Raw genomic sequence first — 19,574 nt, forward strand, 5'->3', positions numbered from 1 at the left:
GCCGCCACGACAGTGCCTGGCTGCACGGTGATGCGATTCTCGGTGACCTACCGCGTCCGCGCGGACGCCGCCTCGATCGAGGCTCGGGCTCAGGCCATCGCGGTGGAACAGAGCGTGGAGATGCCGCTCGCCGCCATCGATGACCCGTCGGTGCTGGAAGACATTGTCGGCCAGGTCGAGGCCATCCATGATCTGGGCGCCAACACCTTCGCCGTGCGAATCGGCCTTGCCGTCGCCACGGTTGGCACCGATGCCGGTCAGCTCCTCAACATGCTGTTTGGCAACACGTCCCTGCACGAGGATGTCGTGCTTGTCGATGTGGACATCCCAGCGCCGTTGCGCCTCGCTTTTGGCGGCCCGCGGCATGGCATCGCGGGTTTGCGCCACCGGCTGGCGCTGCACGGGCGGGCCTTTACCGGGTCGGCGCTGAAGCCGCAGGGCTTGCCGGTCGACCGCCTCGGCCGGCTGGCGGAGCAATTCGCGCGCGGCGGGCTGGATATCATCAAGGACGATCACGGCCTGGCTGATCAACACTATAGCCCCTTCGCCGATCGAATACGGGCTTGCGCGGCCGGGGTCGCCCGCGCCGCGCGCGCCACCGGGCATCCGACCCGCTACGTCCCGAGCCTGACCGGTAATCTTGATCAGTTACGGACGCATGCCGCGCTGGCGCGCGAGGAAGGGCTGGACTGCGTCATGGTGGCGCCGATGATTGCTGGTTTTCCTGCGGTGCAGGCGCTGGTGCGGGGGTTTCCCGACATCGCGTTCATCGCCCATCCCAGCCTGGGCGGCCTGCGCATCTGCCCCGACCTGCTGATCGGCAAGCTGTTTCGCCTGATCGGCGCTGATGCTGTGATCTTCCCGAGCCATGGCGGGCGGTTCGGCTATAGCCAGGCGACGTGCCGATCCTTGGCCAGCCGCGCCCGTGAGGTCGGGGACGGCCTGCGCCCCGCCCTGCCTGTCCCGGCCGGCGGCATGACCGTTGCGCGGACCTCGGAAATCCTTGACTTTTACGGTCCGGACACGATGTTGTTGATCGGCGGCAATCTTCTGCTGGCGCAGGACCGCATCACCGACGAAGCCGCCGCTTTTGCCCGCGCCGTCGCTGACCATCGCTTTACCCGAGGCTGACTATGGATGACGACGCCCTGCCGCTGTTTCGCCCCGCCATGCAGGGGTTTCGCTGGGATGCGGTGGCGCATCAGCCATACAAGCAGGACGGCAGCGCGCCGTTTAAGGACATCTCCCGCCAGGTGCTGTTCCAGCAGGACAACCTGGCCTGCGAATTGCGCTATTTCGAAATGGACCCGGCCGGATATTCGACACTGGAACAACATGAGCACACGCATGCCGTGATGATACTGCGCGGCCGTGGCGCGTGCCTGGTCGACAGGACCGTGCAGGCCGTTAAGCCATTCGACCTCATTACTATTCCTGCCTGGACCTGGCACCAGTTTCGCGCGGCGCCGACGGAAGCCCTCGGCTTTCTGTGCATGGTTAACAGCCAGCGCGACCGTCCTCGCTTGCCCACCGACGACGATCTGGCGGCGCTGAAGCGAGATCCTGCGATTGCCCGCTTCATGAGCACAACCTAGACCCATCGCATCTTTCATCGGTCTGATGACCGAGTGCGAACGGGCTACTGAAACCCTTCCATCGAGGACCCATCAGTCCCGAATGGTTGGCACTGGTCGTGAGCCGGGGGACCGGTTCGCGCCGCCGCGCCGTGTTTCAGGCGCCTGCCAATGCGCGAACCGTGTCAGCGGGATCTATTCCTTGACCGCATCCCGCACGGAATCCTTCGCGCCGCCGGCGGCATTCTGCACCTTTCCGCCGGCCTTCTGGGCCGCACCGGATGCCTCGGTCTTCTTGTCGCCCGTTACCTTGCCGGCAGCTTCCTTAACACTGCCCTTGGCCTGGTCCATGGCGCCTTCAACACGATCCTTATCCATCGGACTCTCCTGACGTCTGTTCGCGACACTTGCGGTCGCAGAAGGTTAACGTTCTGAGCGCCGCTAAGTTCCTTGGCTGGCGGCGGCCTTCACGACGAAGCGGTTGAATCGCTTTGGGCTGCTCAGCTTCTCCAAGTAAAGAACAAGGTATTTTGATTTTAATAGGGGTTAATGTATTATCATCAATCCGCAACATGCGTGACGCTTTCAACTATTTTAGCGATAGGAGATGACGCTATCGCATCAACCGTCTCAATCTGTGCGCCTGCTGCTTCGGCTGACTTAAGCCGGATCGTGACGGTCTACCCGCCGTTTCGCACGTTCGGCATCGGCTTGGTCTGGCCAGACGGTGGACAGCCGAGCAGCGGGAAAGTTGGCTCTTTTTGGCGTGATTGCTGATGTGGCCGCTTGCGGGCGTACCAGAGCGCCCGCACAATCCAGTCCCTTGTTTGTCAGGATCCGAAATTCATGCGTCGTCTGATGACTGCCCTGTTCGGCCTGGCCGTTCTGTTTCCGATCGCGGCACCCGCTCAGACCCTGCGCGTCGCCCTGCGGGAAGACCCCGACATCCTGGACCCGACGCTGGCGCGCACCTATGTCGGGCGCATTGTCTTTGCCGGCCTGTGCGACAAGCTGTTCGACATCAACGAGAAACTGCAAATCGTGCCGCAGCTCGCAACCGGCTATGAGTGGGCCGATCCGCGCACGCTGCTGATCCACCTGCGCCCCAACGTGACGTTTCAGGACGGCGAACCGTTCGACGCGCCGGCGGTGAAATATGGTCTGGAACGGCATCTGACCATGCCCGGCAGCTTCCGCCGCGGCGAGCTTAGCGTCATTGACCATATTGAAGTGGTCGATCCGCTGACCGTCCGGCTGGCGCTGAAATCGCCCTCGGCGCCGCTGCTGGCGGTGTTGACGGACCGCGCCGGCATGATCGTGGCGCCAAAGGCGGCCGAGGCGGAGGGCAAGGATTTCGGCCTGCATCCGGTCTGCACCGGCCCGTTCAAGTTCGCTCAGCGGGTGGCACAGGATCGTATCGTGCTGGACCGCTATCCCGGCTACTGGGATGCCGACAAGATCCACTTCGATCGGGTGATCTACCAGACCATGCCCGACACCTCCGTAGTCGTGGCGAACCTGCACACCGGCAACATCGATCTGGCGGAGCGAGTGCTGCCGAGCGACGTGGCGGAGGTCAAGCGCGACCCGAAGCTGCGCATCGTGACCTCGCCCGCGCTCGGCTATGAGGGCATTACCGTCAACCTGGCGAATGGACCACAGTCCAAGGCGCCGATCGGCCAGAGCGCCTTGCTGCGCCAGGCGTTCGACGCGGCAATCGACCGCAAGGCCCTCATCGACGTCGTGTACAACGGCATGTTCCAGCCCACGGTACAGGCGGTTCCGCCGTCCTCCCCGATGTATGTGCCCGGCGTCGAGGCCCCGCCGCGCGACCTCGACAAGGCCAAGGCCCTGGTCAAGCAGTCCGGCGTTCCGACGCCGATCGCAGTGACCATGATGGTGCCCAATACCCCGGATGAGAGCCAGATGGCGGAGGTGATCCAGTCGATGGTCAGCGACGCCGGGTTCGACCTGAAGCTCAATGTGGTCGAGTTCGCATCATCCTTGTCCGCGGCGGCCGAGGGCAACTTCGAGACCTATCTGATTGGCTGGTCGGGCCGCACCGATGCCGACGGCAACCTGTATGGGTTCTTGAAAACAGGGCAGGGGCTGAATGATGCCCATTACTCGAACCCGATCGTCGATCAGGCGCTCGACGCCGCCCGCGCCTCGACCGACCCGGCGGCTCGACTGGGGCAATACAAGACGGTGCTGGAGCAGGAGCGGAAAGATCTGCCGATCATCTACCTGTATCATCCGGTCAATATCGTCGGTCTGTCGGCGAAGCTGACCGGCTTTCGGCCGGTGCCGGACGGGATGATCCGGCTGCAGGGTCTGTCGGTGGCGAAGTGAAACTGAGCGGCCGGATCGCCCAGATCGTTCCGACGCTGATCCTGGTCAGCATCCTGGTGTTCGGCCTGCAGCAGTTGATGCCCGGCGATCCGGCGCTGGCGCTGGCCGGCGAGGAGCGGGGCGACCCGCGCGTGCTGGCGCAGATCCGGGCGCAGCTTTGGCTGGATCGGCCGGTGCCGGTACAATATCTGCATTGGGTCGGCAACGTGCTGCGCGGCAACCTCGGCTATTCCTGGCGCACCCGCCAGCCGGTGACGCAGTTGATCGAACAGAAGCTGCCGGTCACGGCACAGCTTGGTGTCATGGCCTTCGCCATCGCCGTGGCGATCGGCGTGCCGGCGGGCGTGGTGGCGGCGGTGCAGCGGAACCGGGTGTGGGACTACCTCGCCAATGCGATCGGGCTGGCGGGCTTGTCGATGCCGACCTTCTGGCTGGGGATCATGCTGATCCTGCTGGTCTCGGTCGATCTGGAGTGGCTGCCGCCGTCCGGCTACGTGCCGTTGACGCAGGACCTTTGGCGGTCGCTGGCGACGACGATCATGCCGGCCTTCGTGCTGGGCTACGCCATCGCCGCGGTGCTGATGCGGCACACCCGCAGCGCGATGCTCTCCACACTCAGCCAGGACTACGTTCGCACCGCGCGCGCCAAGGGGCTGAATGAGCGCCGGGTCATCCTGCGCCACGCGCTGCGCAACGCGCTGATCCCGGTGGTGACCCTGGGGGCGCTGGAACTCGGCACGCTGCTGTCCGGGGCGGTGCTGACCGAGCAGGTGTTCTCCATCCCCGGCTTCGGCAAGATGATCGTCGATGCGGTGTTCAACCGGGACTATCCGGTGGTACAGGGCGTCGTGCTGGTGACGGCATTCGTGTTCGTGCTGCTGAACCTGCTGGCGGATATCCTGTACGTGCTGATCAATCCGCGGTTGCGCCGCGCCTGATGCGCACGCGGACGCACACCGCTTCGATGCAAACCGCTGGGCGGCCCCCGGGACGTGTTAATCCGCGACGCCTCACGCCCGGCCGTCTGGCCTTGGGACGGTTCCTGCGCCGCCCCGCCGCGGTGGCGGCATTGGGGGTGATCATGCTGTTCGTTATCGGGGCGGTGCTGGCACCGCTGGTCGCGCCGTTCGATCCGGTCGCGACCTCCTGGACCGCGATCCGCAAGGCGCCGTCGGCCGCGCACTGGATGGGCACCGACGAGATTGGGCGGGATGTGCTGTCGCGCGTTGTGTTCGGTGCCAGGGCGAGCCTGCTGGCGGGGGTGGTCTCCGTGCTGATCGCGGCGGCGATCGGTGTGCCGGCCGGGCTGCTGGCGGGGTTCGCCGGGGGCTGGATCGACGCCGTGCTGTCGCGGCTGGTCGACGCGATGCTGGCGTGCCCGTTCCTGATCCTGGCGATCGCGCTGACGGCGTTCCTTGGGCCGAACCTGACGAATGCGATGATCGCGATCGGCGTGTCCACCGCGCCGCGGTTCATGCGCGTGGCGCGGGCGGCGACGCTGGAGGTCGGCAGTGCCGACTACGTGCAGGCGGCTTGGTCGATCGGCGCGCCGGCCTGGCGGGTGGCGGTGCGGCACGTGGCGCCGAATATCGTGCCGCCGGTGCTGGTGCAGGCGACCTTGTCGCTGGCGGCGGCGATCATCGCCGAGGCGTCGTTGTCGTTTCTGGGACTGGGCCAGCAGCCGCCGTCGCCGTCCTGGGGATCGATGCTGAACGCGGCGCAGCGGTTCCTGACCCAGGCGCCATGGCTGGCGGTGTTTCCGGGGATGGCGATCTTCCTGTGCGTGCTGTCGTTCAACCTGGTGGGGGATGGCCTGCGGGATGCACTGGACCCGCGAGGGTCGTAGCAATCGACTGTAGCAAATGGCCCGCCTCAGCCTTCCGCCACCGCCGGATACGGCTGCTCCCACTTGTCCAGATACACGAAGTCCGCCAGCTTGCCGCGTCCGACCGGCCCGAACTTGCCCATCGGGTAGCCGACCGGCAGGATCGCATAGGAATGCACCCCCGGCGGCAGGCCCAGCGCGGCCTCGGCCTCCTTCTCATACAGCAGATGCCGGGTGGTCAGCGTCGAGCCCAACCCCAGCGCGCGGATCGTCAGCAGCATGTTCTGCACCGCCGGATAGATCGAGGCACCGGCGCCCCGGCTCGGATTCGGACCATCCTTCAGGCAGGCCACGATCCAGACTGGCGCCTCATGGAAATGCTCCGTCAGGTATTCGACCGCGCCGTGCTGGCGGGTGAAGCGTTCCGCCGTCACGCCAGGCGGCGCGGCGCTGGTGGCGTAGCGCGGCCCGACGACCTCATCGAACGCCTTCTTGTACCAGACCTGCACGGCCTGCTTGATCGCCGGGTCCTTGACCACGAGAAAGCGCCAAGTCTGCGTGTTGCCGCCGTTGGCGGCCGCGGTCCCGGCCTCCAGGATCTGCTTGATCAGCGCATCCGGCACCGGGTCAGGCTTCAGCCGGCGCATCGAGCGCGTGGTTCCGATGATCTCGAAAAAGTCCGGCATGGTTGCGATCTCCTGTTATGCTCGTTTTGCCGGCGCAACGCCGCCCGAGCCGGAGCGGCCGCCGTCGATGACAATGTGCGTCCCGGTCACATCCCCCGACAGCTCGGAGCACAGATACAGCACCGCGCCCGCGACCTCCTCCGGTTGCGCGTACCGGCCGGTAGGAATGCCGGCGGCTAACGCGGCGTGCACGCCCTCAGGGTTGTTTGAATCGCGCTGCGATTCCAGCGACCGCATCATGCGGGTCTCGACCGGACCCGGACAGACCGCGTTCACCCGCACCCCCAGCGCCGCGACATCGGTGGACGCGACCTTGGTCAGCCCCAGCACGCCGTGCTTGGACGCCACATAGGCCGGCATGCCCGGCGAGCCGAACAGGCCAGCGACCGAGGCGGTATTCACGATCGCCCCCGAGCCCTGCCGCAGCATCACCGGCAGCACGTGGCGCAGCCCGAGGAAGACACCCTTCAGGTTGACCGCGATGACCTTGTCGAAGATATCCTCGTCATAGTCCTGGGTCGGCCGCACGACACCCTCGATGCCCGCGTTGTTGAAGAAACAATCAATGCGGCCATACGCCGCGAGGGTTTTCTCCACGTAGTCCTTCACCGATCTCGCCTGCGTCACGTCCGCCTGCAGGAAGGCCGATGTCGCCCCGCGCTGGGTGATGATGTCCACGCTCGCCTGGCCGGCGTCCGCATCCGCGTCCACGACCATGACCTTCGCCCCTCGCAGCGCGAAGCCGAGAGCGGTCGCCCGCCCAATGCCGCCACCGCCGCCGGTGATCAGCGCCACCTTCCCTGTAAAGTCCATCTTGATTTCCTCCTTTTTGCCCGCTCGCCACGGCTGGCCTTGTGCCAGCCGTTCGCTCCTTTTGCCCCCGCTCGTCATGGCCGGCCTTGTGCCGGCGACCCACCCCTTTCGCCCCGCGCCAGCCCCGTGCCAGGCGTTCGCCCCATTTTGCCCTGCTCGTCACGCTTGGCCTTGCCAGCAGTCCGCCCCTTTCGTCCCGCTCGTCATGGCCGGCCTTGTGCCGGCCATCCGCCCGATGCCGTCGGTGCGCGGATGACCAACAAGTGGTCGTCCATCAGGATGCGGGCAGTTTGTGTTGCTCAAACCACTTTCGCAACATGCAGCGCGGCGATCTCCTCCGCGCTGTAGCCAAGCTCCGCCAGCACGGCATCGGTATGCTCGCCCGCTTCCGGCGTGGCACTGCGGATGCTCCAGGGCGTGCGGCTGAGTTCGATCGGCTGGCCGACCACCTCCACCTCGCCCAGCACCGTGTGCGGCACGGTCCGGGTCATCGCCAGATGCTTCACCTGCGGATCGGCAAACACCTGATCCATTGTGTAGATAGGGCCGGCAGGCACCCCTTGCCGGTTCAGCGCCTCAATCCAGTCCGCGGAAGATTTCGTCCGTGTGATCGCCGCGATCGTCTCGTTCAACGCGTCACGGTTCTCCAGACGCGCTCGGCCGGTAGCGAACAGCGGGTCGGCGGCGAGGTGTTCGGCCTCCATCGCCTTGCACATCCGCCGGTAGATGTCGTCCCCGGCGGCGGCGATGTTGATATAGCCGTCAGCCGTGGCGAAGACTCCGGTCGGGATGCTGGTCGGATGGTTGTTGCCGGCTTGCCCCGGCACCTCCTTGCCGATGGTCCAGCGCGCCGCCTGGAAATCCAGCATGGAGATCTGCGCGCCAAGCAGGGAGCTTTTCACCCACTGGCCCTCGCCTGACTGCTCGCGTTCCAGTAGCGCGATCAGGATGCCCATGGCAGCGAAGATGCCGGCGGTCAGGTCGGCGACAGGAATGCCGACCCGCATGGGGCCGCGGCCGGGTTCACCAGTGATCGACATCAGCCCGCCCATGCCCTGGGCGATCTGGTCGAAGCCAGGCCGGTCGCGATACGGCCCGTCCTGTCCAAAGCCGGAGATGCTGGCATAGACGATCCGCTTGTTGATCGCCTTCAGGCTCTCGTAATCCACACCGAGGCGGAACTTCACGTCCGGGCGGTAGTTCTCCACCACCACATCGGCCTGCGCGACCAGCCGCTTCAGCACCGCCGGCCCGTCAGGCGCCTTCAGGTTCAGCGTCAGGCTGCGCTTGTTGCGGTGCAGGTTCTGGAAGTCGGGGCCGTGCCGCTCGCCGCCCAGGCCGGCGTCACCTTCCGGCGCCTCGATCTTGATGACATCGGCACCCCAGTCGGCCAATTGCCGCACCGCGGTGGGGCCGGCGCGCACACGGGACAGGTCGATGACCTTGAAGCGGGCGAGGGGGCCGTTCGTCATGCGCTGATCCTTCCAAGGCTGAAGGATATCGTGGCATGAAAAGCGCCGGCTGGTCGAGGCGGGCGCCGACGATGCCGACCTTCAGATAAAGCCGCCCTTCGTGATTACCGCCTTGGTGCGGCCAGTGATTGCTTTGACGCCATCGCGGCCCATCCACGGATCCGCTGTCAACACAAACGCCTTCAAAGCGCAACGGACATGGCGCTCATGGCCGGTTGGCTCCATCGTCCGCGGACTTCGGATTAGTGCGCTTTAGAAAAAATAACGCGGAGGTGTTTGCCAGAACTTTTAGTCCAAGCCACGAAGACAGCGGCGTCGGGTTGTCCAGGAGTACCTTCATGTTAAGCCGGCTGGAAAGCGGCGTCGGGTTGTCCAGGAGTACTTCCCTGTTAAGCCGGCTGGAAAGCGGCGTCGGGTTATCCAGGAGTACCTTCCGGCCAAGCAAGGACGACAATGGCGTGGCCTTGTCCGAAAGTACCTTCATGCCAAGCCGCGATGACAACGGCGTCGGGTTGTGCAAGAGCGAGGCCCTTGGGGTCTGCTCCTTCGAGAGTGTCCGTCGATTCAAATACGACGACAGCGGTGCCGGGTTGTCCAACAGAACAGGCCAGTTGAGGGCGGTAGACAATGGCGTTCCCCCAACACCCATGGAGCCTGACGTGGAAGGTTCAGCTTTGGGCCGGGTCACGTCTTCATACGCCGCGTGGGGCGTGTCCTGATCGTTCGGGCGAACGCGTTCCAGGATTTCCGCCGCTCTTCCGGAGGCACCCAATGGCGCCTCAGCGATGACCAGTGTTCCGCCCTGGCGGATGCCCTCGGCGTAATCCTTGGCGTGAGCCTCCGACAGGCCTTGCTGCATGATGCCTGTCTCGCTGACATCGGCTTTGGTTTTGTCGATCACCCGGATTGATGCTTGTCTGAAGCCAACCTGCTCCAGGTTGGCGACCGCACCCATCGCGTCCTCGTTCGTGGTAAACATGCGTGAGACAAGCATGATGTCGCCTTTCCAGTTTATGCGCCGGTTTGATCGGGCTCACGGCATCCAGCGCGCCGGCTCAGGTATGGGCTTCGACCCGGCGAATGAGCGGGACCATCGTCAGAAGTGTCGCGAACAGCAACATGACTTCAACACAGTAGACAAAATCGTACCCCGTTGCCGCCGCAAGCAGATAGTGCGGTGCCAGTCCGTTCACGAGATCGCGAAGTATGCCGCCAAGCGCAATCGCGACTCCGGCTGCCGAGGCTTGCACGGCACCCCAAGCCCCAAGCGCCAGCCCAGCCTGGTTTGGCGGCGCCAGATTCATTGTTGCAGTCAAGGTGCCGTGACCAAACAGGCCGGCGCCGAATCCGATCAGCAATGTCCCTGAACCAAAGACGGAGGCGGAGGCCAGCGGCGCAGCCATCATCACCGCGATAAAGCCAGGAATTCCAGCCAGGACGCCATAACCAGCCATGCGAAAGGGATCAGCGCCGCGACTGAGGACACGCGAAGCAAGACCAAAGCCCAGAAGCCCACCGACAGCCAGGGTTGCTGTCAGCTTGGTCGTATCACCGACAGTCAGGTGCAGAACCTGACCGCCGTACGGTTCAAGCAGAACGTCTTCCATGCTGAACGCCATCGTCCCACAACCGACGGCAATAAGGCGGCGCATGGCTTGCCCGCCGTGAATGAATCGCTGCCACGATTGCTGAAAATTGGGCTGCGTCCGGTGCGCCTGCGCCATCCGCGAACGATTGCGGCCCTCCTGTTTCCACAGGGCGCAGGTGTTGAGAACAATTGTCATCACGGCTGATCCCTGGATGACCTGGATCAGGCGCCCTGGCGTGAAATTCGCGAGAAATGCGCCAAACAAGAGCGCACTGCCGATCATGCCGAACAGGAGCATCACGTACATCAGGCCGACCACGTTGGGCTGCGATTCCTTTGGTGCGAGATCGGTGGCCAAGGCGAGGCCGACGGTTTGCGTCGTGTGCAACCCGGCGCCAACCAGCAAAAAAGCCAACCCCGCCGACAGGTAGCCGATCCATGCCGGAGCATGGCTCGCATTGCCGCCGCCGGACAGGACCAGCAACGCGAACGGCATGATCGCGAGGCCACCGAACTGTACCATGGCGCCCCTGAATATGAAGGGGACCCGCTTCCAGCCAAGCTCGGACCGATGGGTGTCGGAGCGGAAGCCGATCAGCGCACGAAATGGTGCGAAAATCAGCGGCAGCGATATCATGACCCCGACAAGTGATGCGGGCACGTTGAGTTCGACGATCATCACCCGATTAAGCGTCCCCACGAGCAAGACCAGTGCCATTCCAACAGAAACCTGGAACAGTGACAAACGCAGCAGCCTGGGGAGCGGCAGGTCGGGTGTCGCCGCATCGGCAAACGGCAGGAAGCGAGAGCCGAGGCCGATCCATGCCCTCATCACGTGTTGGCTGACGCGATTCATCGTCCTGGGAATTCCATCAGATGAGAGGCAGAGATATGCGAAAACTCCAATCAACGGATTGGTCTGGCTTACGCGGGCCGTGGCCATAGACAAAAAAGCCTCGGCAAAAAAGCGCTGCTTACTGTTTCCGACCTTGATGCACGCCCTCAGAGGTCAGTATTCGATAATACCGGCCTCTGATGAATCATGCGGGCATCAACTCGATTAGTTGGCGCTGGCCGAGCGGATCGGGATGGTGCCGGATGGGTTATTTGCGATGTTATCAACAGCGGCTTTGGTATCGACTGTTGCATTTACATTCGGAGCTACCGTGATCACAAAGGATGCCTGGGCGTTAGCGGCCGTTGCTGGAACAGGGGTTACCGTCATCGAGAATGCGGCTGGGGCTTTTGAATCCGTCGCGGCGACCTTTGGCGTGGCATTCTGTATCGCTAGTCTTGGTTTCGCGGACCCTTGCCAATAGTTACTCATCCAGGTGGTGTGGGTCATGACCGCCGTATGGACAGCCAGCGACGTCAACGCGACGCTGCCCAACAACAGCGGCAAACCTACGGTGGGGTGGACCACACACCAAATTCTACCCTGATTCATGTCAATTTTCTCCCTAGTGGAGCCACGGCGACCAGATGAACGCCAGGAAATGCGCGAATAACGCGATAACGAAGAACACGCGCGCACCGTCGATGACGTGCTTGTGCAGCTCCTCTGACTCCGCGATCGTCAGGCCTGTCGGCCAGACTCTGTTGAGATCTTCGTCCATGGGAATTCCTCGTTCCAAGGCTAGCGGCCAATGTCGTGCTAAACCCGCACGTGGGTTTCATCGCGAAGGCTTCACGAAGCCTCGCCTGGCAGCAGGAATCGTCTGGCTTTTCGTGTCGGAACTCGCACGGCGCCGTAGCTTCGATTGAGGGGTCTGTCTTGAAGACGGGGCGGTGCTGGTCTCTCGGCGTTAGCGCCTTTTGCTGTTGGCTCCCTGTTGTTCCCACCACATGTGTAAAGCAAAGTTGACACTCAACGGTGTAAACTACCCATTACACTTGCTTGGCGTCTTCGTCAATCCGCTTAACAGCGGCGCTCTTGAACTAGCGAGCGGGCGCCACTGACTGAAAAATGGATGATGATCCGCGCCATGCCGGATGCTGAAGGGCGCCCGCTTGACGCCGTCTCGACGACTGATGGGCGGATCGATTCGCGGCTTAGGCCGCGGGTTGATCCGCTCTATCTGACGGCAAGCTCGGTTGGCGGACAGCCGCTTCATTGAGCGGCTGCGTTGTGGCCTTGCAATCGCACGAGGTGTTCAATGAAACCCGCACCACGCTTCAGGGCGCCCCCCAAGGCATCGGCACGTGACCGACTTATTTGAACGGATAGTCACAACGGCGACAGACCCCGGAGGCGCCGAACGACTGCACACGGACCTGCTTATGTCGTGGCCGGCCTTCTCGTCCGCGACACATCTACAACGCGTCTGCCATATCCAACCAGGTTTGCGCGCATGGCATATCCCCGCTGCTGCGGCTGGGACGATAATCGCGGGCACGGCCGCGCCGCACCCGACACTCGGTTGTGCAAGCTAGAGCGCGATCGCCTGACGCTGACCGAGTCACAAGGCGTGAATCACGCGATCAAACAATGAATTAAAGCGCGATCCGTGGGTCAACCTAAACCAATCGCGCTTTAATGCTTCAGGCGGCGCTACATCTGCACGACGGTGCTCAGTTCAAACGCCGTACCGGTCGGGTTTTCGCCGATGCGCAACGTCTTGTCGTCGACGAACCGGTAAGGCGGCACCGGCAGGTTGTATGGCGCGGGCACGCCTTTATACACCCGGCCGGCGAGGTCGTATTTTGATCCGTGGCACGGGCAGAAATAGCCGCCCGGCCAGTTCGGCGCCGGAGTGGTCGGGTTGGGGTTCGGCTGGTAGCCAGGCAAGCATCCCAGATGCGTGCAGATCCCGACCAGCACGGCGTACTCCGGCTTCACCGAGCGGTGCCAGTTCTCCGCATACTGCGGCTGCTGACGCACCGTCGAGTTCGGGTCCGACAGGTTGGACACCAGGCTGGGGGTCTGCAATGTCTTCAGCGCCGCCGGCGTGCGGTTTACGATCAGCATCGGGGCGCCGCGCCACAGCACGACGATCTGCTGCCCGGCAGCGATTTTCGACATGTCGATGTCGATCGGCGCTCCGGCGGCGAGCACGTCAGCCGACGGGTTCATCGAATCGATCAGCGGCCAGATGATCGCGGCGGTGCCGATCGCCGCGCCGGACAGTGCGACAAGAGAGATCAGGTCCCGCCGCGTGGGCTGCGGGCCGGTTGAGCTTGCATGTGATGACATCCCCGCATTATGGGGCGGCGTTCAAAACCACTCCATCAACAGCGTGATAAAATATCCGTGATGCCGCAACACGCGCCGCCCGCTCTATCGCGCCAGGAAATGCAGGATGTGCCAGGTGAACTGGTCCGGGTCCTGCAGGAACGAGAAGTGGCTGGTATTCGGCAGAATGAGCAGGCCGGCACCGGGAATGTCGGCGGCGATCCGCTCGGTGTGCGGCCGCTTGATTGCTTCATCGTGGTCGCCGTCCACCACCTGAATCCTCGGCTTGATGGCGTGAAGCTGCGCCGCCGTCCAGTTCGGCTGCGTCGCCCACATCTTGCTGATGGCATCGACGAAGGCGTCGTATTTCCCCGGTGAGGCCGACAAGGTCCGATACTCCTGGCCGGCACGCGCGATGAAGGCGGCGAAGGTGGGGTTCTTCTCCACCCCGTCCACCACGCCCGAAGGGTCGGTGTTGGCGGCGAAGGCAAATACCTTGGACACCCGGTCGGGATAGCGCATCGCGAGATCAAGGCCGAGGATGCCGCCATCGCTCCAGCCGACCACGGCAGCTTGCCGGATTTTCAGGCTGTCGAGCAAGCCCACCACGTCGTCGGCCATCAGGTCATAGCCGTATGGCCGGTCGTCGCGGGTGCTGCGGCCGTGGCCGCGGCTGTCCATCACGATTACCTGGTAGTCCCGCGCCACCGCCGGTACCTGCAGGCCCCAATAGTTCGCATTCGCCAATCCGCCGTGCAGGAAGACCACCGGTTGGCCGTGCCCGAATACCGCGTACCACAGCTCGATGCCGTTCACCGCCGCATGACCGCTTCGGTCGGCCTTCGGTAATGAAGGCGTCGGCGGCAAGATCAACCACCGCGGCGGCTGTGCCCAGGCGGGGGGTGCCCAGGCGCGAGGCGCCAGCAACAGGGTCATCCCGAACAGCGTCACACGGCGAGGGAGCATGGGAAATTCCGGTTGCGTACGCGGATCCGTTCGTGCGCGCAGGGCAACGCCAGCGGGTAAGCTCGCGCGATCAAGGTTCAAGATCCTTGACACCTCCAGACTTTCACATGCCGCTGCGCGGCGCCAGTGCGATCTGGCGTCATGAGCCAGCCCCTGACACTGTGCAGCGCCACTCGCCGTATCGGAACCTGCCCTTGCAAACCTTGAACATCCTCAGCCTGCAACGCATCACCCCTGCCGATCACGCCCGGATTGAAGCTGTCGATCCGGCGGTCCGGCTGACCGATGCCGGCGGTTGGTTCGACGGCGAATATCGCGAGACCTGGCCCGCCTTCAGCGCCACCCGCTATCTGGCACCCGACGCCATGGGCCGTGGTTCCCGCAGCGACCGCGACAAGCTGCTGGCGGAGGCGGACATTGTCCTGGGCGGCTTCCCGTTTCCGCTCGATCTGCGCGCCAGGGCGCCGCGCCTGAGGTGGTTTCATCAGCGGCCGGCGGGGGCCAGCAATCTGCTGCGCGGCGATCTGTGGGGCAGCGACGTGGTTGTCACCACCTCCCGCGGGTCGGCCAACGGCCTGGCGATCGCGGAGTTCGCGGTGGCCGGCATCCTGCACTTCGCCAAGGGCCTGCATTGCGCGGTGGCCGATCAGCGGGCAGGGGCGTTCACGCCACGCACCTATCGGCCCTGGCTGCTGGAGGGCAAGACCGCCTGCGTCGTCGGCGCCGGCGGCATCGGTCTGGAAGTTGGTCGTCTCTGCGCCGCCCTCGGCCTTCGCGTCATCGGCACCCGCCGCCACGCGCCCTCCGAGCGGCCCTTGCCACCGGGTTTCGCCGAGATTGGCGGCGCCGGGGACCTGGATCGGTTTCTGCCGGAAAGCGATGTCGTGGCCATCTGCTGCCAGTGGACGCCGGAGACCAACCGTCTTTTCAACCACGCCCGTTTCGCCGCGATGAAACCGGGCGGCGTGCTGGTGAACGTCGCCCGCGGCGAGATCGTCGACGAGGATGCGCTGGCCGATGCGCTGGCGCGCGACCACCTGCGCGGCGTTGCACTGGACGTCTACGTCGGCGAGTTCGAGCGTCCGCCGGACCCTAGGCTATGGGCCGATCCCAAGGTGCTGATCACGCCGCACGTCTCGGCCGCAAGCGACCAGGACCGGCATGGCGGGATCGACGTGTTCTGCGACAATCTGCGAGCCTACCTGGACAAGCAGCCGTTGCGGAACGTGGTGGATTGGGCGAGGGGTTATTAGGCTCTCGTCGGTTGCGCCGGGTGAACATGCATGTCCTTGGCCGCAACCATCGCGACGGCATGTGCGCGGTGCCTGGCGGCGATTGCCGCCCCGCCTCATAAGCCGAACACTGATCCGCGACATCGATCAACGCGATGGCGACCTTTGCGTTCATCTTGAACCGCGAGCGGCCTGAAACCGCGACTTTGCCAGACCGTTGCGGTCATGAGCGCAAGCACGGGACCATCATCAGTTGCATCACATCCAGTCCTTGTTCTGGTCGCCTTCCCAGGCCAATCCCAAGACCTCGCAATGCCCAACCTGATCGGCTGTCCGGACTGCGGGGCGATCCAGGAGATGCCGCCGATCAGCTCCGGCCGCCTGCTGTGCTGGCGATGCCACTGTCCGCTTGAACGTGCGACCGGACGCGCGCCGGGCACCGCATTCGCCTGCGCGCTGACAACACTCATTCTCCTCGTGCCAGCCAACCTGATGCTGCTCATGAGCGTCTCGAAGCAAGGTCTGTCGGCGCAGATGCATCTGGCTTCCGGCATCGCGACGATCTGGCACCAGGAATGGCCCATCGTCGCGGTAGTGGTCGCGCTGGAGGCCGTGGCCCTGCCGTTCCTGCGCTTCGGCCTGCTCGCCGCCTCGCTCGGCGCGGTGTTGGTCGGACACTCCGCCGCCTGGGTCGGCCCGACCTTCCGCAGGGCGGAGGCGCTGGATCTGTGGGCCATGCCGGACGTATTCCTGATTGGCTGCGCCATCGGCTACAGCCGCCTCGCGCCGTTCGCGGGGGTGACCATCGGCGCGGGGGGATGGTGCTTCGTCGGCGCGGCCTTGATGGCGATGCTGACCCGGGCCACGTTGCAGCGCCGCCGCGTCTGGCGGCGGATCATGACGCCAGCCGCGGTGACCGGCGATCACCCGTTTTCCTGTAATGCCTGCGACATGGTGGTGCCGGCGCACAGCGAAGGCGAATCCTGTCCGCGCTGCGGCCAGACCTTGTGGCGGCGGCGGCGCAATGCAATGCCCTTTGCGATGGCCTTCACGCTGGCGGGGCTGCTGCTCTATCCGGTCGCCAACCTGTTTCCGCTCAGCGTGCTGGACTGGGCCGCGGGCACCTCGCCGCACACCTTGTTCTCGGCTGTTGAGCGGCTGATCGGCGCCAATCTGTGGTTCCTGGCCGGCTGCGTGTTCACCACCAGCATCGCCATTCCGTTCATCAAGCTGATCGGCATGCTGTGGTTCTATCTCTCAGTGCGCCGCCGCTCGACCCGCCACCTGGTTTTCAAGACACGCTTCTATCGGACGATAGACGAACTCGGCCGCTGGTCGACAATGGATATCTTTACAGTGGCGGTCTACATGCCGCTCATCCAATTCGGCCAGCTTGCCACGGTGCGGATCGGCGCCGGCCTGCCGGCGCTGCTCGCCGTGGTGGTGCTGACGATGCTGGCCTCCCGCTGCTTCGATCCTCGGCTGCTCTGGGATGTGGCGGAGGCGAATTCGGCGGATGTATTCTCGGCCGAACCGGTAGCAGCGACATGAACGACAAGATCCCACGCCGCGCCGAGGAGCGGCATGGCTGGTGGCCGGGATGGATCTGGTCGATCCCGATCGCGGCGGTTGGCCTGGTAATCTGGCTGGCGGTGCGAAGCTGGACCGAGACCGGCCCGCAGATACAGGTGGTGTTCCCGGAAATCGCCAACCTCAAGCCCGGTGACACAAAGGTGCAGTTCGAGGGAATGGATGTCGGTGAGGTCGAGAACTCCAGGCTGGAGCCCGACCTCAGGCACATCCGGGTCACGCTGAGCCTGCACCCGGACCTGCGCGGCCACCTGGGGGCGGACACACGGTTCTGGATCATCGGCAAGCAAGTCAGCCTTGCGCACATCTCTGACCTGAAGTCGATCATCACCGGCGCGTCGATTGGCATCAGCCCAAGCCCAGGGCATTCGCAAGACACTTATCAAGGACTTGCAAACGCCCCAGTGCTCGGCTTCGGCGCCACCGGGACGTCCTTCAAGCTGCATGCATCAAGCCTGGGTTCGATCCAGCAAGCGACGCCGATCTATTATCTTGGCGAGAAGGTCGGGCAGGTCGAAGCCTACAGCATGACAAACGGGCGCGGCTTCGACGTCACGGCGTTCATCAACACCCCCTATGACCAACTGGTGCATGACGGCAGCCGGTTCTGGCGAGCCGGGCCGCTGCACCTGTCCACCGGCGCGGATGGGCCAAGTCTGCAGTTCCAGTCCCTGCCTGCTTTGGTCGAGGGCGCCATCGCGTTCGCAACGCCGGCCGGCGTCTCGCCAGGCGCGGTTGCCGGCCACGGTCACGACTTCACCCTCTACGACAGCGAGGACGCGGCGGAAAATGTCCCGGACCCCAACAGCGTGGCGTATCGGCTGGTGTTCCACAATGTCAGCGGCGTTCCGGACAACGGGGCTTCGGTCAAGCTGATGGGCAAGCGCGTCGGTTCGGTGACCGCGGCGACGTTGCAATACGATCCGGACCAGGGTCGCATGAACGTGCTCGCGACAATCGTGCTGGAGCCGAACCGTATCGCGCTGCCCCATGGCGCGGCCTGGAGTAACCCGCGGCCGCAGATGGACGACATGCTGCGCCATCTGATCGCCGACGGACTGCACGCGGAGCTGGCGGCGTCGCCGCCGGTCATCGGTGGACAGCAGGTCACGCTGGCGCTGTCTGGCGGCCAGCCCGGCAGCCTGGGCCAAGGTCCGGAGCCGGAGATCCCGACAGTGGATGCTGGCGGGGGCGTAGCCGGCATCATGGCAAGCGCGAATGACGTCATGACGAAAGTCAACCAGATGCCGCTGCCGCGCATCGCCGACAATCTGCGGGACATCTCGCATCATCTGGCGCAACTCACCAGTTCCCCGGCACTGGCCGGTATCCTCAGCCACGTCGATCGGTCGACCGCCAACCTGCAGCGCATCAGCAGCGAGATGCGTCAGCAGTTGCCGCCGACCCTGGCCGATCTGCGCCGGACGGTGGCGCAGGCGCAGGCATCGCTTGCCTCCGCACGGGACCTGCTTTCGTCGCAGGGGACCGCTGGGAGCGAACCGGGGACCAAAGGACTGCCCGAAACCCTGTACGAGATCAGCCTAACCGCCCGGTCGTTGCGCAGCCTGGTTGATCTGCTCGACCAGCACCCGTCCGCCCTGCTGACCGGGAGCCGGTAGTGAAAGCCTGCGGAACGCTGCTGCTGATCTTGCTGGTGTCAGGCTGCGGCGGGCCGCCCACACGCTTCTACACGCTGGCACCCGTCGCGCCGGCGGCCACGGCTGGCGTCCCGCTGGCCAGTTGCCCCACCGGACCCGTTGCGGTGAACCATGTGCTGCTACCGGAAACGCTGGATAGACAGTCGGTGGTTAGGGCCGATGGAACCGAGCGTCTCGACATCTCCAACCAGGATCGCTGGGCCGCACCGCTGGACGGCATGATCCAGCACGTGCTGGCGGAGGATTTGCGAAACCGCCTGCCAGCCGATCGTGTGCTGATGCCGGGCGATGCGCCGCCACCGGGTGGTTCGGCTGGAATTGACATCAATATCCAGCGGTTCGTCGGCGACGCCGCGGGGCATGTGGCACTGCGGGTCGATTGGACATTGCTCAATCGGCACAAGACCGTGGTGGCCACCCAGTCGGAGGCGATCAACGCCGATGCCGCCTCGGCGGGAACTGATAGTCTCGTAGCCGCGATGAGCCGAGCGGTCGGTGATCTCGCGGATCGCATCGTCGTTGTGCTGCAAAAATGCCCGGCTTGATGTCGCACGGAATGGCCATGTGGTCATGCGGCCTTGGACCATAGCAGGTTCATGTCGAGGAACTCGTCCAGGGGCGACGCCCTGTCAGCGGCACGGTTCAA

Annotated in this window: 19 protein-coding genes; 9 read left to right on the plus strand and 10 right to left on the minus strand. The window is 64.5% G+C overall.

Annotated features, from left to right (window positions below; genetic code table 11):
* Nucleotides 1-42: 42 nt before the first annotated feature.
* A complete protein-coding gene (locus tag ACQY4S_RS00285) occupies nucleotides 43-1,131 on the plus strand; it encodes a RuBisCO large subunit C-terminal-like domain-containing protein (RefSeq protein WP_428483167.1) in 1,089 nt (362 codons plus the stop codon).
* A gap of 2 nt (nucleotides 1,132-1,133) precedes the next feature.
* Nucleotides 1,134-1,595, plus strand: coding sequence for a cupin domain-containing protein (locus ACQY4S_RS00290; protein WP_428483168.1), 462 nt, complete (start codon nucleotides 1,134-1,136; stop codon nucleotides 1,593-1,595).
* Nucleotides 1,596-1,769: 174 nt separating this feature from the next.
* On the opposite strand, the gene ACQY4S_RS00295 is transcribed toward ACQY4S_RS00290, so the two are convergent.
* Nucleotides 1,770-1,952, minus strand: a complete 183-nt coding sequence (locus ACQY4S_RS00295) for a CsbD family protein (protein ID WP_428483169.1) — start codon at nucleotides 1,950-1,952, stop codon at nucleotides 1,770-1,772.
* Between the two features lie 468 nt (nucleotides 1,953-2,420).
* Here ACQY4S_RS00295 and ACQY4S_RS00300 point away from each other — a divergent pair, with 468 nt between their 5' ends.
* Genes ACQY4S_RS00300 through ACQY4S_RS00310 form a run of 3 tightly spaced genes read left to right on the plus strand, consistent with a single transcriptional unit; the run spans nucleotide 2,421 to nucleotide 5,772 of the window.
* Nucleotides 2,421-3,926, plus strand: a complete 1,506-nt coding sequence (locus ACQY4S_RS00300) for an ABC transporter substrate-binding protein (protein ID WP_428483170.1) — start codon at nucleotides 2,421-2,423, stop codon at nucleotides 3,924-3,926.
* Nucleotides 3,923-4,864: an ABC transporter permease gene (locus ACQY4S_RS00305; RefSeq protein WP_428483171.1), complete on the plus strand. Its 942-nt coding sequence runs from the start codon at nucleotides 3,923-3,925 to the stop codon at nucleotides 4,862-4,864. The genes ACQY4S_RS00300 and ACQY4S_RS00305 overlap by 4 nt, the downstream gene beginning before the upstream one ends.
* 26 nt (nucleotides 4,865-4,890) lie before the next feature.
* On the plus strand, nucleotides 4,891-5,772 hold the full coding sequence (locus ACQY4S_RS00310; RefSeq protein ID WP_428483172.1) for an ABC transporter permease: 882 nt from the start codon (nucleotides 4,891-4,893) through the stop codon (nucleotides 5,770-5,772).
* A gap of 26 nt (nucleotides 5,773-5,798) precedes the next feature.
* On the opposite strand, the gene ACQY4S_RS00315 is transcribed toward ACQY4S_RS00310, so the two are convergent.
* The 9 genes from ACQY4S_RS00315 to ACQY4S_RS00355 all read right to left on the minus strand — a co-directional run bounded on the left by ACQY4S_RS00315 (nucleotide 5,799) and on the right by ACQY4S_RS00355 (nucleotide 14,448).
* Nucleotides 5,799-6,437: a nitroreductase family protein gene (locus ACQY4S_RS00315; RefSeq protein WP_428483173.1), complete on the minus strand. Its 639-nt coding sequence runs from the start codon at nucleotides 6,435-6,437 to the stop codon at nucleotides 5,799-5,801.
* 15 nt (nucleotides 6,438-6,452) lie between these two features.
* Nucleotides 6,453-7,250: a glucose 1-dehydrogenase gene (locus ACQY4S_RS00320; protein ID WP_428483174.1), complete on the minus strand. Its 798-nt coding sequence runs from the start codon at nucleotides 7,248-7,250 to the stop codon at nucleotides 6,453-6,455.
* Nucleotides 7,251-7,549: 299 nt separating this feature from the next.
* Complete coding sequence (locus ACQY4S_RS00325; protein WP_428483175.1) at nucleotides 7,550-8,722, minus strand: CaiB/BaiF CoA transferase family protein; 1,173 nt, start codon at nucleotides 8,720-8,722, stop codon at nucleotides 7,550-7,552.
* A gap of 205 nt (nucleotides 8,723-8,927) precedes the next feature.
* A complete protein-coding gene (locus tag ACQY4S_RS00330) occupies nucleotides 8,928-9,716 on the minus strand; it encodes a hypothetical protein (RefSeq protein WP_428483176.1) in 789 nt (262 codons plus the stop codon).
* Nucleotides 9,717-9,777: 61 nt separating this feature from the next.
* Nucleotides 9,778-11,253, minus strand: a complete 1,476-nt coding sequence (locus tag ACQY4S_RS00335) for a PucC family protein (protein WP_428483177.1) — start codon at nucleotides 11,251-11,253, stop codon at nucleotides 9,778-9,780.
* Nucleotides 11,254-11,370: 117 nt separating this feature from the next.
* On the minus strand, nucleotides 11,371-11,757 hold the full coding sequence (locus tag ACQY4S_RS00340) for a light-harvesting protein (protein WP_428483178.1): 387 nt from the start codon (nucleotides 11,755-11,757) through the stop codon (nucleotides 11,371-11,373).
* Nucleotides 11,758-11,770: 13 nt separating this feature from the next.
* A complete protein-coding gene (pufB, locus tag ACQY4S_RS00345; protein ID WP_428483179.1) occupies nucleotides 11,771-11,926 on the minus strand; it encodes a light-harvesting antenna LH1, beta subunit in 156 nt (51 codons plus the stop codon).
* Nucleotides 11,927-12,861: 935 nt separating this feature from the next.
* A complete protein-coding gene (gene petA / locus ACQY4S_RS00350; RefSeq protein WP_428483180.1) occupies nucleotides 12,862-13,503 on the minus strand; it encodes a ubiquinol-cytochrome c reductase iron-sulfur subunit in 642 nt (213 codons plus the stop codon).
* An 84-nt stretch (nucleotides 13,504-13,587) separates the two neighbouring features.
* Nucleotides 13,588-14,448 carry an alpha/beta fold hydrolase gene (locus ACQY4S_RS00355; protein WP_428483181.1) on the minus strand — a complete coding sequence of 287 codons (861 nt, stop codon included), beginning with the start codon at nucleotides 14,446-14,448 and terminating at the stop codon, nucleotides 13,588-13,590.
* Nucleotides 14,449-14,534: 86 nt separating this feature from the next.
* Here ACQY4S_RS00355 and ACQY4S_RS00360 point away from each other — a divergent pair, with 86 nt between their 5' ends.
* From ACQY4S_RS00360 to ACQY4S_RS00375, 4 genes are all read left to right on the plus strand, one after another.
* A complete protein-coding gene (locus ACQY4S_RS00360; protein WP_428483182.1) occupies nucleotides 14,535-15,701 on the plus strand; it encodes a D-2-hydroxyacid dehydrogenase in 1,167 nt (388 codons plus the stop codon).
* 291 nt (nucleotides 15,702-15,992) lie between these two features.
* A complete protein-coding gene (locus tag ACQY4S_RS00365; protein ID WP_428483183.1) occupies nucleotides 15,993-17,231 on the plus strand; it encodes a paraquat-inducible protein A in 1,239 nt (412 codons plus the stop codon).
* Entirely contained in the window at nucleotides 17,228-18,889 is a 1,662-nt protein-coding gene (locus ACQY4S_RS00370) for an intermembrane transport protein PqiB (RefSeq protein ID WP_428483184.1), read from the plus strand. The genes ACQY4S_RS00365 and ACQY4S_RS00370 overlap by 4 nt, the downstream gene beginning before the upstream one ends.
* Nucleotides 18,889-19,473: a PqiC family protein gene (locus ACQY4S_RS00375; protein ID WP_428483185.1), complete on the plus strand. Its 585-nt coding sequence runs from the start codon at nucleotides 18,889-18,891 to the stop codon at nucleotides 19,471-19,473. The genes ACQY4S_RS00370 and ACQY4S_RS00375 overlap by 1 nt, the downstream gene beginning before the upstream one ends.
* The last annotated feature ends 101 nt before the right edge of the window (nucleotides 19,474-19,574 follow it).

It is taken from the genome of Rhodopila sp., assembly GCF_965276935.1.
Classification (GTDB): Bacteria; Pseudomonadota; Alphaproteobacteria; order Acetobacterales; family Acetobacteraceae; genus Rhodopila.

What these genes read in the sequence shown, in the direction of transcription:
- ACQY4S_RS00295 (WP_428483169.1), bottom strand. Translation starts at nt 1,952, where the DNA reads ATGGATAAGGATCGTGTTGAAGGCGCCATGGACCAGGCCAAGGGCAGT.
- ACQY4S_RS00355 (WP_428483181.1), bottom strand. Translation starts at nt 14,448, where the DNA reads ATGCTCCCTCGCCGTGTGACGCTGTTCGGGATGACCCTGTTGCTGGCG.
- ACQY4S_RS00315 (WP_428483173.1), bottom strand. Translation starts at nt 6,437, where the DNA reads ATGCCGGACTTTTTCGAGATCATCGGAACCACGCGCTCGATGCGCCGG.
- ACQY4S_RS00325 (WP_428483175.1), bottom strand. Translation starts at nt 8,722, where the DNA reads ATGACGAACGGCCCCCTCGCCCGCTTCAAGGTCATCGACCTGTCCCGT.
- ACQY4S_RS00310 (WP_428483172.1), top strand. Translation starts at nt 4,891, where the DNA reads ATGCAAACCGCTGGGCGGCCCCCGGGACGTGTTAATCCGCGACGCCTC.
- ACQY4S_RS00365 (WP_428483183.1), top strand. Translation starts at nt 15,993, where the DNA reads ATGCCCAACCTGATCGGCTGTCCGGACTGCGGGGCGATCCAGGAGATG.
- ACQY4S_RS00330 (WP_428483176.1), bottom strand. Translation starts at nt 9,716, where the DNA reads ATGCTTGTCTCACGCATGTTTACCACGAACGAGGACGCGATGGGTGCG.
- pufB (WP_428483179.1), bottom strand. Translation starts at nt 11,926, where the DNA reads ATGGACGAAGATCTCAACAGAGTCTGGCCGACAGGCCTGACGATCGCG.
- ACQY4S_RS00300 (WP_428483170.1), top strand. Translation starts at nt 2,421, where the DNA reads ATGCGTCGTCTGATGACTGCCCTGTTCGGCCTGGCCGTTCTGTTTCCG.
- ACQY4S_RS00320 (WP_428483174.1), bottom strand. Translation starts at nt 7,250, where the DNA reads ATGGACTTTACAGGGAAGGTGGCGCTGATCACCGGCGGCGGTGGCGGC.
- ACQY4S_RS00340 (WP_428483178.1), bottom strand. Translation starts at nt 11,757, where the DNA reads ATGAATCAGGGTAGAATTTGGTGTGTGGTCCACCCCACCGTAGGTTTG.
- ACQY4S_RS00370 (WP_428483184.1), top strand. Translation starts at nt 17,228, where the DNA reads ATGAACGACAAGATCCCACGCCGCGCCGAGGAGCGGCATGGCTGGTGG.
- ACQY4S_RS00335 (WP_428483177.1), bottom strand. Translation starts at nt 11,253, where the DNA reads ATGGCCACGGCCCGCGTAAGCCAGACCAATCCGTTGATTGGAGTTTTC.
- petA (WP_428483180.1), bottom strand. Translation starts at nt 13,503, where the DNA reads ATGTCATCACATGCAAGCTCAACCGGCCCGCAGCCCACGCGGCGGGAC.
- ACQY4S_RS00290 (WP_428483168.1), top strand. Translation starts at nt 1,134, where the DNA reads ATGGATGACGACGCCCTGCCGCTGTTTCGCCCCGCCATGCAGGGGTTT.